Origin of the sequence: Paenibacillus sp. LK1 (assembly GCF_002750415.1) — a bacterium.
GTDB classification, from domain to species: Bacteria; Bacillota; Bacilli; order Paenibacillales; family Paenibacillaceae; genus Paenibacillus; species Paenibacillus taichungensis.
Genome location: NZ_PEII01000001.1, coordinates 1 through 16,386, shown reverse-complemented (window position 1 = coordinate 16,386; position 16,386 = coordinate 1). Strand labels below are relative to the sequence as shown.

Sequence of the window (16,386 nt, the reverse complement as noted above, 5' to 3'; positions counted from 1 at the left end):
ATTTACGGTTATACATGAAGAGGAGGAACTAACATGACACAACCTTATGATCTGATCGCGATTGGAACTGGGAGCGCTGCAAGCTCGGTTATATCCCGCTGCGCTGAAGCCGGATGGAAAATTGCCGTAATTGATGAACGAGAGTTTGGCGGAACCTGTGCATTACGAGGCTGTGATCCCAAAAAAGTGCTTGCAGGAGCGGCTGAACTGATCGACTGGAATGAACGAATGAAGGGCAAGGGAGTGGAAGGTAACGCTTCTATTCAGTGGTCGGAACTTATGGCGTTCAAGCGAACATTTACGGAGAGTATTCCGAGAGCAAGTGAGGATAAGTTCAAGCAGGCCGGGATGCATACGTTCCATGGTAAGGCTTCATTCGTTGACGAAGATCACGTTCGTGTAGGGGACGAAATACTGCAGGGGAAACATATTCTAATTGCAACAGGTGCGCGTCCAGCACCACTTCCTATTGATGGTGCCGAGCATCTGAAATACAGCGATGATTTTCTTGATCTGGAACAGCTGCCGGATAAATTGGTTCTGGTCGGTGGCGGTTACATTGCTTTTGAATTTGCACATATTGCGGCGAGAGCTGGCACGGAAGTCCATATTATACATCGAGGCGAAGAGCCGCTGGAACAGTTTGATTCGGAACTAGTGGACCTGCTGCTGCAAAAATCCGAAGAAATAGGCATTCATGTACACTTGAATGCGGAAGTGAAGGCGATTCGTCAGCAGGGAAACACATATATGGTTAGTGGAACCCGCAATGGGGCTGAACATCAATGGCAGTGTGGACTTGTCGTTCACGGAGCAGGGCGTATTCCGAATGTAGATGGGCTTGAACTGGAGAAGGGAAATGTCAGCTATACGAAAAAAGGCATCTCCGTTAATGAGTACTTACAGAGCGAAAGCAATCCAAGAGTCTACGCGGCCGGCGATGTTACCGCAACGGAAGGACTTCCGTTGACTCCGCTTGCAGGCCAGGAATCACGCGCCGTATCCTTGAATCTGCTTGAAGGCAATCATAACAAACCTAATTATAAAGTAATGCCTTCCATTGTATTTACCGTGCCATCCCTGGGTTCTGTAGGTCTTACTGTGGAGCAGGCCAAAAAAGAGGGCTACGAGGTGAAAGTAAATGACATGTCGAAATGGTATACTTATAAACGTACGAATGAAAAATTTGCCATGGCCAAAGTTGTAATCGACAAGGAAACAGGACGTATCCTGGGTGCCCATGTATTGGGTGGCAAAACAGAAGAACTGATTAACCTGTTCGCCATGGCAATTCAGTTCGATTTGACGACCGATCAGCTAAACACCATGAATTTTGCATATCCTACAGCCGCATCGGATATGGGCTCCTTATTTTAGATGAACTCATGTGTTGTAATTTGTGTCTATATAAAGTAAAAAGAAGATTACACGAAACGGAAAGTGCTGAACCAATCTGAAGAAGCGGAGCTAAAAGCTTTATGTAAGAAAGCTACTTCGGAAGCATTTGCCCCGCTTTTATCCCCGGATTTTTCCATTTGAAAATGGATCAAAAAAATCTGGGGATAAAAGCGATCGGAAGATGGTTCTGCAATTGAAGTATCAGAGTGTTATAGTCTTCAGTTCATTTTATATAGTAACGAGGTTACAAGACGTGAATGTGGAAGGAAGGGAAGAATCATGTCAATTAATTTCCATCGGATTCATGATGCCGAATGGACAACTGAACCGGTCCAAGCGCGAACGGAAGGTGACCGTCTGATTGTGGAGGCACAGGAGGGCAGTGACTTCTGGGAGAAGACCTTCTACGGTTTCTGCCATCAGAATGGACATGCCATGCTTGCTCCATGGGATGGAACCAAGGCAATTGAAGTATCATTTGATCTGAGTTCATTTACGGAATTGTATGATCAGGCAGGGTTAATGCTCTGGCATGGGCAGGATCAATGGATCAAGGCGGGGGTAGAAGTAAATGACGGCGTGGCTCATGTAGGAGCGGTCGTAACGGATCGCTTTTCCGATTGGTCGCTTTCTCCTGTACCGGAGTGGGGTGGACGCATCGTTACCATTCGGGCTTCATACCATGATGAAGCCGTAGTTATTCGTGCCCGCACGGATGAGCATCCTTGGCGTACCATTCGGGTCGCGAGGTTTGCCTATCCGACGAACAAGCAAGCAGGCCCGTTTCTCTGTTCTCCGAAGCGTGCCGGGTTCGAGGTTGCGTTTACCAAATGGAAATTGACTGAACCGGATCAGGATCTGCACACTGACCCTCCCATTGCCGATTAATATGGGTTTGGTTGGGAAATGTGACGCTATCGAAACAAACGAAAACAAGCAAGTCTTCCTTGGTGGAGGACTTGCTTGTTTTCGTTTGCATTAGGCAGCGGCATTTAGCCCTACAACGGATTATGGTGAAATTTTTTGAGTTTTGTTTTGTCCATAAGAAGTTGCACTACTGTTGTCGTTTATCTTCAAGGTCTATTTGCTTGAGTCCGTATCCTTGGAGTCTGATTCGATGCCATCAGCATCCTCTTCACCATCATTTGCTTCGTTCAACTCACGCATACGTTCTTCGTAATCATCCAGAAACCACAATGGGTCCATGTTATCTTCCTCGCCATTATAATTGATCAATACTTCTTCGCCAGCTTTGATATCTGTATAAGCATAGAAGTCAAAAGTGTGGTTTTCGAAGTTGATATCATAGGTGGCATTAGGCTCGTAGGAATGGTTGATCAAACTGCCATAGCCCAGCAGGATAGCCGTATGATTGGCTCCATATTCAAATACGTAATCTTCGAGAATTGTTTTCTCAACATGTTCGTGGTCTTCATTGGGATAAGGGACAACCGGAGCCTGATGGATCAGCTGGCCTTTTGGAATGTCTACGGTCGCAAATACGCCGCGGTTAAATTCGCCATCACCCAATTTGGATTGTTTCACTTCAATCATGATTTTCACCTGATGCTCTCCAAGAGAGCTCCATTCTTATAGTAGTAAGTCGTTTAAGGAAAAATTTTAACTCATCCATACCTATAAGGCAAATGTCATTGATTTCAGATTGAGTGGATTCGGAATCAAAACGAAGGACATTTCATCGAAAAATGGTGCTAAATTTACAATAGGGCGTTGAGTTGTGCATGATATAACGCTTATAATATACAAAGAATTAAGTCTATATAGAAAAGGTGTCATGAATGAGCATATTAAATGTCGAAAAATTAAGTCATGGTTTTGGTGACCGTGCTATCTTTAACAACGTTTCTTTCCGCCTCCTGAAAGGCGAACATATTGGTCTGATCGGGGCCAATGGTGAGGGTAAATCTACCTTCATGAACATTATTACAGGCAAACTCCAGCCGGATGAAGGCAAAGTGGAGTGGTCCAAACGTATGCGTGTCGGATATTTGGATCAGCACGCTGTGCTCAGCAAAGGACAATCCATTCGTGATGTCCTTCGTGGTGCGTTCCAGTATTTGTTCGACATGGAACAAGAAATGAATGAAATGTATGGCAAGATGGGCGATGTAACTCCGGAGGAATTGGAACAACTGCTGGAGGATGTAGGTACGATTCAGGATACGCTGACTAACCAGGATTTCTACATGATCGATGCCAAAGTCGACGAGACAGCACGTGGTCTGGGTCTAACCGATATCGGTCTGGACAAGGACGTTAACGACCTTAGTGGTGGACAACGTACGAAGGTATTGCTCGCCAAGCTGCTGCTTGAAAAACCGGATATTCTGCTCCTGGATGAGCCTACGAACTATCTGGATGAATTGCATATCGAATGGCTGAAACGCTATTTGCAGGAATATGAGAATGCCTTTATTCTGATCTCGCATGATATCCCGTTCCTGAACAGTGTAATTAACTTGATCTATCACATGGAAAATCAGGATCTCACCCGTTATGTGGGCGATTATAGTCATTTCCAGGAAGTTCATGAGATGAAAAAACAGCAGCTGGAGTCGGCGTATAAGCGTCAACAACAGGAAATTGCCGATCTTAAGGACTTTGTGGCCCGGAACAAGGCAAGTGTGGCTACACGCAACATGGCGATGTCCAGACAGAAGAAATTGGACAAGATGGATGTCATCGAAATCGCCAAGGAAAAACCGAAACCACAGTTTAACTTCCGTGATGCAAGAACGTCCGGCAAGCTTATTTTCGAAACAAAAGGCCTTGTCATTGGATACAATGAGCCGTTGTCGAGACCACTGGACCTGCGCATGGAGCGTGGACAGAAGATCGCCCTCGTTGGTGCAAACGGTATCGGTAAAACAACGCTGATGCGCAGCATTCTGGGGGAGATTCCAGCTTTGGAAGGAACCGTTCAGCGCGGTGAACATCTGGAGATTGGATATTTCCAACAAGAGATGAAGGATGCGAACTACAATACCTGTATCGAAGAGATCTGGCAGGAGTTCCCTTCCTATACCCAATTTGAAGTACGTGCTGCACTCGCAAAATGCGGACTGACGACCAAGCATATTGAGAGCAAGGTTGCCGTATTGAGTGGTGGCGAGAAAGCCAAAGTTCGTCTCTGCAAACTGATCAATAACGAAACAAATCTGCTCGTACTCGATGAGCCGACGAACCATTTGGACGTTGATGCGAAGGAAGAGTTGAAACGCGCACTCAAAGCATACAAAGGCAGCATTCTGCTGATCTCTCACGAACCTGAATTCTATCGTGATGTGGTTACGGAGACATGGAATTGTGAGTCATGGACAACGAAGGTATTTTAAAGTAATATGGGTGAGTTTGGGAACAAACTCGAACGGTGATAGAAGACGCGTATTTTGCTTGCATGGCAGGCGGAATACGCGTTTTTTTTGCATGTTACAGCGAAAAATGTCCGAGCTGAGTTAATGGTTGACAGCTTCAAATACGTAATCATATAATTCGAGAAAGCGATTACATTTATATAATATAAACCTGTTTCACGACATAGGGGCAAAGAAGACGAGGGTATTCCGTTTTGGTATCATTGCACTTAGGAGAGAAGACGGGTCTTTTTTTGCTCTGTAATGAAACCGGTTTCATCAAAAAAGGGAGGTGGAGCGCACTTTTCTACCGCATGCTCACTGCTGAGGACAGGTCGGATAACAACACCGCCTTCAAGAACCATGCTTTCATCTTCCAAGTCAAAGGAGAGAATGAACATTGGATAAACTCAGGAAACCCTTGATATTCATGTTATCTGCTACGTTGGCATTGTCTTCAGGACCGTTGATGTTACCAAGCCATGCATATGCCGATGCGGATAGAATGCCTGCTACGTTGTTGCAAGACGATTTTTCTGACGGAGATTACACGGCATCGCCAGTGTGGGACGTAAGCTCAGGTAGTTGGGAGGTAATGGCGGACCCAACGGATACGTCCAACTCCACACTTTTTCAGAGCGATACTGGGGAAGGCATCATTTCAACCGGAGAGGTCATGACTGACATGACGGTTTCCATGCGTTTTTACACGGGGGGCGGTCAGGGATTTCCGGGAATTCTATTGCGGTTTCAGGATAAGGGCAACTTTTATTATTTTCAAATGCAGGCCCCTAACAATAAACTTGTCTTTTCCAAGCGGGTAAACGGAACAGATATGACATTGAAATCGGTGGACTATGCGTTGGCCAAAAATACGTGGTATACGCTCAAAATGGTGCTGTCGGGTTCTTCCATTCGCGGGTACATCGCCGAAAACGGTTCGGATCGGTTAGTATTCGATTTGATCGATACTACATACGGGTCGGGTACAGTTGGCATTCGTAATAAGTGGCAGTCGGTACATATAGATGACGTTATCATTGCCGAGCAGCCACCAGGGAACGATCTCCAACTCTCCAACGATGAACAGACGGCGTCTTCGGTTTCACTGCAATGGACCGAGGCAGCAGGTGCAACAAGCTATCACCTGTACCGTTCCTCTACGCCTGATAGTGGATATTCCCTGATTACCAACACCGGGTCTTTGGGTTACGTGGATGAGGGGTTAAGTGCGGATATGGTGTATTATTACAAGCTCGCCTATGAATATGGGGGGATGACCGAATCGTTATGGTCTGCGCCGCTGGAGGTTCGGACGACAGCCGTTGCTCCACAGGGACCAGGCGAATTGAAGGCCTTGGCACTCGATGCCACGAGCGTGAAGCTGTCTTGGCCAGCCGTGGACAAGGCGGCTGGCTACCGTGTGGCTCGGGCTGAGGCTGGCAGCGACCAGTATAATCAGGTGTATGAAGGTACGGCGCTCAGTTACACGGATCAGGGGCTTGATCCCGGCAACAGCTATAGCTATCGCGTAACGGCCTTTAATGCTGCCGGAGAATCTGCGTTCACCGTTGCCGAGGCTACCACATACTCGATTGATTCCCCAGCAGGATTTGCTGCTACAGTCGTAACGGATACGTCGATTTCTCTAGGGTGGAACGAACTTTCTGGATCTGATGTAACATATACGGTGTCCCGTGCAACCAGTGCTGCAGGTACGTATCAGCAGGTGTACAGTGGCAATGAAAGTACGTTTATTGATAATGGTCTGACGATGGGCACGGGGTATTTTTACATGATCCAGGCAACCGTCGACGACATCGTTTCTCCTGCATCTGCACCGCTGGGCGTTGCCACCATTCGTACAAGCTTTACGCCGGGGCAGTTATGGCCGGATCAGGACGGCAAGCCGATCGACGCACACGGCGCAGGATTTTTTTACGATGAACAGACTGAAAAGTATTATTGGTATGGCGAATACCATACGGGCGGATGGCCAGCCGCTGGTGTGCGCGTATATTCATCCAAGGACCTGCTGAACTGGACAGATGAAGGCATGGCACTGACGATGATTCAATCGATGGATGATTTCGACAAGAACCCGTTGATCGCCAAGTTGTATGAAGGTCGTGACGACAAGGTGGACATTTGGGCCGATATCCGTAAAGGCCGAATTATTGAACGACCGAAGGTCATCTATAATGACAAAACGAAAAAATATGTGATGTGGGCCCACATGGACGGAGACAAGGACCCCTACAACGATAATGCGAACTACGGTAAAGCGCGGGCCGGCTACGCAATCAGTGACTCCCCGACAGGGCCTTTCGTGTATCAGAAGAGTTACCGGATGGACAGAACTCCCGAAGGGGAGAAAGATTATTTCCCAAGCGATCGGGGCATGGCACGTGACATGACGTTGTTCAAGGACGACGATGGTACCGGATATCTGATCTACTCCAGCGAGGAAAACCTGACGCTGTATATCTCCAAACTGAATGAAGACTACAGTGACGTAACAGGGTGGCATAAGGAAGGACGAACGGATGACAAAGGCAATCCGGTACGTGATTCGACCTATCAGGCGGAATATGGCGTCGATTATGTGCGCGTGTTCCCAGGCGGACAGCGTGAAGCGCCCGCGATGTTCAAGTATCAGGGCAAATATTATATTCTGACCTCCGGCGCGTCCGGCTGGGCCCCTAACGAAAACAAAGTGACGGTGGCGGATAACATTTTTGGTCCTTGGTCAACCATGACCAATCCGTTCGTACGCACATTGCCGAGCGATCCCGATCCGGGTAAGGCGTTCGGTACGCAGACTACGTCGGTCATTCCAGTCGATCCGGAAAAAGGAAAATTCATTTACGTGGGAGACACGTGGAACGGCGGCAATTTCTCAAACGACGGGGCAAAATACGTTTTCTTGCCCATTGAGTTTGGGATAGGATCAGACATCGCTATAAAGTGGTATAACAGTTGGTCGCCTGATCTGCTGAATTCGATGGGCAAGGTAGACATCGTCGATCCGCTGCCGGAAGCTGTGCCGCTCGGGAAAGTACCTTCCCTGCCTACGACGGTCAATGTGCATGACGGAGGTACGCTTGTGTCAACCCCAGCGGTATGGACAGTGGATAACCGGGTCATGGTGGCAGAAGATTTTGCGAAACCCGGACCAATCACCCTTCAGGTAACGACACCGGAGTTCGGTAACAAAAAGCAGGCTGTTCGAGTATATGTTATTCCGGAGAACGCACAGTATTTCGTGAACAGCGGTGGATACGAAACGGCTGATTATAAACTGATGGGTGCCTACATGAAAGGCACGCTCGTCAATTCGGATACGGCAGATCAGTTGTACGCTCCGGAGGAGGGACGGAATTGGGGTTATGTCAGCGCAGATGCGCTCGCTTCCGGTTCGAGCGGCGGGGATATTTTCTCGACCGTCCGTTATTTGAACGGCGGCAATGTCAGCAACTCGCCCAAAGGCAGTGATCTGACCTATACCTTCGATGTGCCGAACGGGACATACGATATATACGCCGGGTTCAACGATCCATGGACGAACACATCGCGGAAAGCGAACTTCCTCATCAATGGCACGAATACCGGTGCAGTTACTTATACACCCGCCAGTGTAAGAGCTCACACAGGCATTGTGGCATCTGGCAACAAGTTGGAATTAACGGTACGTAATACGGCATCACAGGACCCGCTGATCAGCTGGATTATAATCGCCAAGTCTGATGCGGTGCCACCTGCGGATGATAGCGCCGGTCTAAATGCTGATATGTCGGCTGCAACAAGTGCATCACTCCACTGGGATGCAATTCTTGGCGCAGCAAGCTACAAGCTCTATCGCTCCGATCGTGAGAAAGGAGAGTACAGTGTCGTCTACAACGGCAGTTTGCGGGAGTATACGGACAACGAACTGAGCCCCGGCACCAGTTATTATTACAAAGTGGAAGCTTTTGACGCGTCGGGGCATTCGATGCGCGGGTTGTCTTCCGCGTATCATGTGCTTACGGCCCAACAGACCGCTGCCGATGTGGCTGCAAGCATTACGGTACTGGAGCAACCTTCTGCAGGTGCGAAGAGGTTGAAGTTGCCGACTGTGCCGCAAGGTTTTGCCGTGGAGATCGCTTCTAGTTTGGTGCCGACCGTCATTCAAACCGATGGAACGATCATCCCGCCATCGAAGGAAACATCGGTCATGCTGGAATTGGAGATTACTCGAATTTCTGATGAAAGCAAAGCGATGACTATACCGCTAATGGTAAAGGTACCAGGGTATACACCATCACCAGGAGGCTCGGGTTCCGATGGTTCGGCCGGCGGTAATTCGAGCAGCTCCGGAGGGCAATCAGGAAGTGGTACCCCAAGTACAGAGAATTCATCACCACGACCAGTATCGCAAAAAGACCGTGCCGTTCTTGAGTTACAAGGTATTGTTGACCAGAAGGGTGTAGTACAGACGAAGGTGGATGCTTCAGCGATTGAAGAGGCATTGAGAGTCGCTCCTGCTAGTAAGAGTCACCGTCTGGTCGAACTTCGGCAGAAACCGGTTTCAGGAGCAAGTGCATATGAACTATTGCTGCCTGTCTCTGCGTTGGTGGGCCAAGGCGACGCACATGTATTCAACATCGTTACGGAATTGGGAACGTTAGAGCTTCCTGCCACACTTTCAATGAAAGACTTAGCAGGGTATGAGACTGTATCGGTGCGATTGATTCGAACTCAGCTGTCACAGACAGTTGCAGATCAACTCGGAACACAGCACGGGGTTCGATTGGAAATTGATCTGGACGGTGATGCTTGGCCAGCAGCAAATGAGCTCACGCTGCGTCTGCCCTACGAAACATTGCAAAATGTACAACGGGATATAATCGTAGGGTTTGCTATAGATGCGAATCATGTGGCAACTCCGTTGCCCCAAAGCCGTTATGATCAGAATAGCAGAGAGGTCGTATTCACTGTTACGTCCGCAGTAGGAAATTATGCTGCCGTGTCTGTGCAGCAGACGTTCACTGATCTCGCGAATGTACCATGGGCTAAGAATGCCTTGGAGGCCTTGGCAGCCCGAGGAGTCTTTGATGAAGGTGCAAGCGAGGACTCCCGTCAGTTGTATCCGAAACAGGTGATGACACGTGGTCAATACGTGCAGTGGCTGATGACCGCACTCAGCTTGAAAACGTTGCGCGGGAATGCGTTCTCCGATGTCAGCGCGGAGGCATCGTATTATGAAGCGGTAACCACGGCGCGTGCGCTTGGCATCACTGGTGGCACCGGGGACGGGCGCTTTAAGCCTGAGGCAACCATCACCCGTCAGGAAATGATGACGCTGACCGTGAGGGCACTTGGAGCGGCCGGAATGGTCGAGCCGGAATCAGCTTCGGCGGATAGCCTTGTACAGTTCCGCGATGCTTCCACGATCCGCTCATATGCCCGCGATAGCGTAGCCTTGCTTGTAAAGCTGGGCATCGTCGGTGGATACAACGGAGAGGTGAAGCCTCTTGCCCAAGCGACTCGTGCCGAATCGGCAACGCTGCTGTATGCAATGATGAGTAAATTGGTTTGGCCTAACTGATGATAACAACCATTTTAGCGTAAGAAGAGAAGGCTTACTTCAACCTGGATTAAAGGATGAAGTAAGCCTTTTTCTTTTTGCTTATGCGCCCGGCATGGGGGATAACTGGAGGGTGAAGTCCACTCTTTACGAGCCAGTAGCTTTCTTTCCGATTGCAGAGGTTACTTGTAATGTCTACCGATTTGATACGCTTGCTCCAGCAAGCCTTCAATATGCGTTTTGGATTCGGATATGGTTTCATAGAGAAACTCGACTCGGGATTCCTGCAATCCTGCATAACCAGCGATCCCATTATTCAGATAATTCGAAATCATGTTGTAATAATCGTACTTATGGAATGAAGCCTCCGTTCCTCCAGCTAGTGCAATCCAGAGTGCCTTTTTGGAGTTTGCTTTGTTCAGCAGCCCCATGTTCCATACCTTGTCCAGATAAGCTTTGAGCATGGAAGGAACGTTGTACCACCATACCGGGAAAATAAAGACAATGGCATCAGCCGCGAGCACGCGATCCAGCTCTTTGCGAATTACAGGGGCATGCTGCTTATCGGGATTTTGCCAATCTCGCTCATCTTCTACGCTATATAACGGATCGAATCCATCATGGTACAGATCAAGGATATCAATTTCATGGTGATTCTCCTTCAGACCTTCTATAAAACGATTCATCACGGCAAATGTTAGAGAATCCTGTCTTGGGTGAGTAACGACCAGTTTAATTTTCATGTATGAGTGACCATCCTTTTTCCTTCATTTTTTGGTTTAACGTTCTGACCAATGTTATTATAAGTTTCATGACATCTTATTGAGAAGTACGCACCTTCGAGTGCTGTAGATACTTTGAGGTTCTTCGGTTACTTTTAATAATGGGTAAACATATATGTGATTTAAGGAGGATTCCCAGTGGAACAGGAACTGAAAAGATATGAGAGTGGTGTGCAGGCAATGTTAGAACTGGTCGGTGGAAAATGGAGGATTCTTATTCTGCATCAACTGATATCAGGTAAAAAACGAACAAGCGAACTTCGCAGAGCTATCCCTGGCATTACTCAGAAGGTCCTTACCCAGCAGCTGCGTGATCTTGAAAAGAATGAAATCATCCATCGAATTATTCATCCCGAGATTCCACCCAAGGTAGAGTATGAGCTGACCGAGTATGGCTTGACACTGCAGGCAATCATCGACCGCATCTGTCTGTGGGGAGAGAATCATCTGGACAGAGTATATGGTGATAAAAACAAAGTGCTGGAGAATCATTTTAGCGAATATATTCCGCTTTTGACTTCGAACTAAACTGCTTCCAGATTTAAAAAACAACAAAAACCTTCCTGAATTGAGGAGGAGGGTATTTGTTGTTTTTTTGTCCTTTATCAGTGAAACTGATAAATACCATAAAATCATCGAAATTGACCCCTACCATCGGGTATGGTAGCTTCAAGAGAGTAGAAATTAATATGATCATTTTAGTAGGAATTAAAATTGACGTAATGCGCGAGGTGGCAAATGGTGGAACTTCAAGTGACAAACAGCCCTTTTAATCAGGAACAGGTTGAGCTGCTCAATCGCCTTATTCCTACATTGAACGATGGACAGAAAACGTGGCTTAGCGGATATCTGACAGCCATTCAGGGATTTGCGGCTGTAGCTGCACCTGCTGGTGTGGAACAACAGCCTGCATCTTCAGCAAGTATTACTCCTGCAAGTGCACCTGCTGCGGTGTCCAGGGAAGTTACGGTACTCTTTGGATCACAAACCGGGAACTCCAGTGGACTATCCAAGAAACTGGCGAAAAAGCTGGAAGAGCAGGGTCTTCAGGTAACCCTGTCGTCAATGGGAGATTTCAAACCGAACGGACTGAAAAAAGTAGAGAATCTTCTCATTATTGTCAGCACACATGGAGAAGGCGAGCCGCCGGATAATGCGATTCCATTGCATGAATTCCTGCATAGCAAACGGGCTCCGAAGCTCGAGGGATTGCGTTACTCCGTTCTGGCTTTGGGAGATACTTCGTATGAGTTCTTCTGTAAGACAGGGAAGGATTTTGACATTCGTTTGCAGGAACTTGGCGGAACAGCGCTTGTACCACGTGTGGACTGTGATGTTGATTTTGATGAAGCGGCTGCAGAGTGGATGAATGATGTGCTTGCTTCACTCAGCAGTACACCTGCTGCTGCGGGAGTAGTAACAAGTGAAGCGATTGGAGCCGCAGTAAGCAGCGGTGATTCCGAGTTCAACCGGACGAATCCATTCAAGGCAGAAGTGCTGGAAAATCTCAATTTGAACGGCAGAGGATCGGACCGAGAGACACGTCATATCGAATTGTCTCTGGAAGGTTCCAATCTGGACTACGAACCGGGCGACAGCCTCGGTGTATTCCCTGAGAATCATCCACGCCTGGTCGATGAGCTGATTGCAGCCATGGAATGGAATGCAGATGAGCGCGTTACGGTTAATAAAAGTGGAGACCAGGTTTCTGTACGTGAAGCATTATTGCGTTACTTCGAAATTACTGCTGTCACAAGACCCGTTGTGGAGCAGCTGGCAAAGCTGAGCCCGGGTAGCGGGTTGCCCCCTCTGCTTGCAGATGATTCGGAATTCCGCAAGGTCATGAACAGTTGTGATTTGCTGGATCTGGTACAGGATTATGGGCTTAAAGGTATTCCGGCTGCATCGTTCGTAGCTGTGCTTCGCAAAATCCCGGCACGTCTGTATTCGATTGCAAGCAGTTCGAAATCTTTCCCGGAGGAAGTTCATCTTACCGTTCGAACAGTACGTTATGAATCACGTGGCAGAGAGCGCTATGGTGTGTGCTCTGTTCATCTGGCTGAACGAGTTGAACTAGGGGATACATTACCTGTATTTATTCAGCAAAATCCAAACTTCAAACTGCCGGAGAACCCGGATGCTCCAATCATCATGGTTGGACCAGGTACAGGTGTAGCTCCGTTCAGATCATTCCTTGGAGAGCGTGAAGAGACGGGTGCAGAAGGCAAAACGTGGCTGTTCTACGGCGATCAGCATTTCTCCACCGATTTCCTCTATCAGACCGAATGGCAGCGCTGGCTCAAGGACGGCGTTCTTACGAAGATGGATGTCGCTTTTTCCCGTGATGCAGAAGAGAAAGTATATGTGCAGCATCGGATGCTGGAGCATAGCAAAGAGCTGTATCAATGGTTACAGGAAGGTGCAGTTATATATATTTGTGGTGACGAGAAACGAATGGCACATGATGTTCATGCTGCACTCGCGACCATTCTTGAACAAGAGGGTGGCCTAACACCTGAACAGGCAGCGGAATATTTGACACGTTTGCAGCAGGAAAAACGGTATCAGCGGGATGTGTATTAATTACAGATCATATGCCGGATAAGGCATCCCGGAGATACGAGAGGAGAAAGCAGCATGACTTATAATAACTTACTTAACCCACAGCGCACGAACAGTGATGTGGAAGATATAAAGATCAAAAGTGACTACTTGCGTGGAAGTCTGACTGAAACGCTGGCGGATCGGATCAGTGGTGCGATTCCTGAGGACGATAACCGTCTGATGAAACATCACGGCAGTTATATGCAAGACGACCGTGACCTGCGTAATGAGCGGAATAAATCCAAGCTGGAGCCTGCTTATCAATTCATGTTGCGTGTGCGTGCTTCCGGAGGAATTGTTACACCCGAACAGTGGTTGATGATGGATCGTGTAGCGCATAAATATGCGAATGAGACCATTCGTCTGACCACGCGCCAGTCATTTCAACTGCATGGTGTGCTCAAATGGGATCTTAAAAATACCATTCGTGAAGTAAACGATTCGTTGCTCAGCACCCTAGCTGCTTGTGGCGACGTGAACCGGAACGTCATGTGTAATCCGAATCCAGACCAATCGGATATTCATGCTGAAGTATATGAATGGGCATGCCAGGTGAGTAATCACCTGGATCCACGGACTCGTGCGTATCATGAGCTGTGGCTGGATGGAGAGAAAATTATCGATTCACAAGACACAGATGAAGAAGTTGAACCGATTTATGGCAAAGTGTATTTGCCGCGTAAGTTCAAAATCGGGATTGCCGTTCCACCATCCAATGATGTAGATGTGTTTTCACAGGATCTCGGATTTATCGCTATTGTAGAGAACGGCAAGCTGCAAGGTTTTAACGTTTCTGTCGGTGGTGGTATGGGGATGTCTCATGGTGATCCGAAGACTTATCCGCAGGTGTCCAAAGTCATTGGTTTCTGTACACCAGAGCAAATGATTGATGTTGCGGAGAAGACGGTTATGATTCAGCGTGACTATGGGGATCGTGCAGTGCGTAAACATGCCCGCTTCAAATATACAATCGATGACCGTGGCCTTGCATGGTTCGTGGAAGAACTGACGAATCGTCTCGGCTGGAAACTGGATGCGGCGCGCCAGTTCCATTTTGAACATAATGGAGATCGTTACGGTTGGGTGAAAGGCAGTAACGGCAGATGGCATTACACCTTGTTCATTCAAAATGGACGTGTGAAGGATGTGGACGGTTATCCGCTCATGACAGGTCTTCGTGAAATTGCCAAAATTCATACCGGAGATTTTCGTCTCACAGCCAATCAGAATCTTATTATCGGGAACATCAGCAGCCAGAAGAAGAAAAAGATTGAGGCACTGATTGAGCAATACAATCTGACCGATGGTGCTCACTACTCGGCGCTTCGCAGAAGTTCTATGGCTTGTGTGGCGCTTCCGACTTGTGGTCTTGCAATGGCTGAATCCGAACGGTACCTGCCATCACTGATCGACAAGCTGGAGCCTGTGCTGGACGAAGCGGGACTAAGAGACGAAGAGATTGTCATTCGTATGACGGGTTGCCCGAACGGCTGCGCGAGACCGATGCTGGCCGAAATCTCGTTTATCGGGAAAGCTCCGGGAAAATACAATATGTACCTGGGTGGAAGTTTTACCGGACATCGCTTAAACAAATTGTACAAAGAAAATATTGGCGAAACCGAAATTTTGGATACATTGACTCCAATGGTGAATCAATATGCCAAAGAGCGCAATGATGGTGAGCATTTTGGAGATTTCGTCATTCGTGCCGGTTATGTGCCTGAAGTGCTGGATGGGCAGCAGTTTCATGCTTAATTAGATGGATTCGAGTAGAGAAGCATTCCTTAGGGAATTGCTTCTTTGACGTTTTTGGATCGTTTTTCTTTGGGATTTCGGAACGTGGCAAGGTGATATCAACTTGGCTTTTACCATTTTTTCGTGAGTCTAAACTTGTTGAAGTACGCCCAACAAGATATAATGACAAAGTAGAAAGCAGATTATATGTTGAAAGTGAGCGGAAACGATATGGGTCGTAAGTGGAATAATATTAAAGAAAAAAAAGCTTCAAAAGATGCAAATACTAGCCGGGTCTATGCTAAATTCGGCGTTGAGATTTATGTAGCTGCCAAGAAGGGCGAACCGGACCCGGAAGCGAACCGCGCACTGAAAGTCGTGCTGGAACGTGCCAAAACGTATAACGTACCCAAAGCCATTATTGACCGTGCCATGGAAAAAGCTAAAGGCAGCGGGGATGAGAACTATGAAGAGCTGCGTTATGAAGGCTTCGGACCGAATGGTGCGATGGTCATCGTGGATGCCCTCACTAATAATGTGAACCGTACTGCACCGGAAGTGCGCTCTGCTTTTAACAAAAACGCGGGTAATATGGGTGTGAGCGGATCGGTTGCTTATATGTTTGATCCTACAGCGGTAATCGGGGTAGAAGGCAAAAACTCCGAGGAAGTACTGGAACTTCTGCTTGAAGCAGATGTGGATGTACGTGATATCGTGGACGAAGACGATGCTGTGATCGTATATGCAGAACCGGATCAATTCCACGCTGTACAGGAAGCATTTAAAGCTGCCGGTGTTACTGAGTTCACAGTAGCCGAGCTGACGATGCTTGCGCAAAACCACATTGAACTTCCCGAGGATGCACAGGCTCAATTCGAAAAATTGATTGATGCCCTCGAAGATCTTGAAGATGTTCAGCAAGTGTACC

10 protein-coding genes are annotated in these 16,386 nt (G+C 47.7%); 8 read left to right on the top strand and 2 right to left on the bottom strand.

Annotated elements, in window-relative coordinates; genetic code table 11:
• Nucleotides 1–33 precede the first annotated feature (33 nt).
• Both CS562_RS00055 and CS562_RS00050 read left to right on the top strand, forming a co-directional pair.
• Nucleotides 34–1,377 carry a dihydrolipoyl dehydrogenase family protein gene (locus tag CS562_RS00055; protein ID WP_099852619.1) on the top strand — a complete coding sequence of 448 codons (1,344 nt, stop codon included), beginning with the start codon at nucleotides 34–36 and terminating at the stop codon, nucleotides 1,375–1,377.
• Nucleotides 1,378–1,677: 300 nt separating this feature from the next.
• The gene (locus CS562_RS00050; RefSeq protein ID WP_099852616.1) at nucleotides 1,678–2,286 is read left to right on the top strand and encodes a DUF1349 domain-containing protein; all 609 of its coding nucleotides are present in this window, start codon (nucleotides 1,678–1,680) and stop codon (nucleotides 2,284–2,286) included.
• Between the two features lie 192 nt (nucleotides 2,287–2,478).
• On the opposite strand, the gene CS562_RS00045 is transcribed toward CS562_RS00050, so the two are convergent.
• Nucleotides 2,479–2,952, bottom strand: a complete 474-nt coding sequence (locus CS562_RS00045; protein ID WP_076291147.1) for an SET domain-containing protein — start codon at nucleotides 2,950–2,952, stop codon at nucleotides 2,479–2,481.
• Between the two features lie 245 nt (nucleotides 2,953–3,197).
• Between CS562_RS00045 and CS562_RS00040 the strand changes: the two genes are divergently transcribed.
• Together CS562_RS00040 and CS562_RS00035 are read left to right on the top strand one after the other, a co-directional pair.
• Nucleotides 3,198–4,754, top strand: a complete 1,557-nt coding sequence (locus CS562_RS00040) for an ABC-F family ATP-binding cassette domain-containing protein (protein ID WP_099852613.1) — start codon at nucleotides 3,198–3,200, stop codon at nucleotides 4,752–4,754.
• Nucleotides 4,755–5,172: 418 nt separating this feature from the next.
• Nucleotides 5,173–10,359 (top strand): S-layer homology domain-containing protein, encoded by a 5,187-nt coding sequence (locus tag CS562_RS00035; RefSeq protein ID WP_099852611.1) that lies wholly within the window; start codon nucleotides 5,173–5,175, stop codon nucleotides 10,357–10,359.
• 161 nt (nucleotides 10,360–10,520) lie between these two features.
• On the opposite strand, the gene CS562_RS00030 is transcribed toward CS562_RS00035, so the two are convergent.
• Nucleotides 10,521–11,081 (bottom strand): NAD(P)H oxidoreductase, encoded by a 561-nt coding sequence (locus CS562_RS00030; protein WP_063563477.1) that lies wholly within the window; start codon nucleotides 11,079–11,081, stop codon nucleotides 10,521–10,523.
• A gap of 177 nt (nucleotides 11,082–11,258) precedes the next feature.
• Here CS562_RS00030 and CS562_RS00025 point away from each other — a divergent pair, with 177 nt between their 5' ends.
• The 4 genes from CS562_RS00025 to CS562_RS00005 all read left to right on the top strand — a co-directional run.
• Nucleotides 11,259–11,648, top strand: a complete 390-nt coding sequence (locus CS562_RS00025; RefSeq protein ID WP_099852609.1) for a winged helix-turn-helix transcriptional regulator — start codon at nucleotides 11,259–11,261, stop codon at nucleotides 11,646–11,648.
• Between the two features lie 213 nt (nucleotides 11,649–11,861).
• A complete protein-coding gene (locus CS562_RS00015) occupies nucleotides 11,862–13,703 on the top strand; it encodes an assimilatory sulfite reductase (NADPH) flavoprotein subunit (protein ID WP_099852604.1) in 1,842 nt (613 codons plus the stop codon).
• 54 nt (nucleotides 13,704–13,757) lie between these two features.
• Nucleotides 13,758–15,479, top strand: a complete 1,722-nt coding sequence (gene cysI / locus CS562_RS00010; protein ID WP_099852601.1) for an assimilatory sulfite reductase (NADPH) hemoprotein subunit — start codon at nucleotides 13,758–13,760, stop codon at nucleotides 15,477–15,479.
• Between the two features lie 210 nt (nucleotides 15,480–15,689).
• Nucleotides 15,690–16,386: YebC/PmpR family DNA-binding transcriptional regulator (locus tag CS562_RS00005; protein WP_099853667.1), on the top strand; the 697-nt coding region annotated here is incomplete at its 3' end.

Bases quoted from the DNA above. Each gene is read 5' to 3' on its own strand.
- cysI (WP_099852601.1), top strand. From the start codon at position 13,758: ATGACTTATAATAACTTACTTAACCCACAGCGCACGAACAGTGATGTG.
- CS562_RS00050 (WP_099852616.1), top strand. From the start codon at position 1,678: ATGTCAATTAATTTCCATCGGATTCATGATGCCGAATGGACAACTGAA.
- CS562_RS00030 (WP_063563477.1), bottom strand. From the start codon at position 11,081: ATGAAAATTAAACTGGTCGTTACTCACCCAAGACAGGATTCTCTAACA.
- CS562_RS00055 (WP_099852619.1), top strand. From the start codon at position 34: ATGACACAACCTTATGATCTGATCGCGATTGGAACTGGGAGCGCTGCA.
- CS562_RS00045 (WP_076291147.1), bottom strand. From the start codon at position 2,952: ATGATTGAAGTGAAACAATCCAAATTGGGTGATGGCGAATTTAACCGC.
- CS562_RS00040 (WP_099852613.1), top strand. From the start codon at position 3,198: ATGAGCATATTAAATGTCGAAAAATTAAGTCATGGTTTTGGTGACCGT.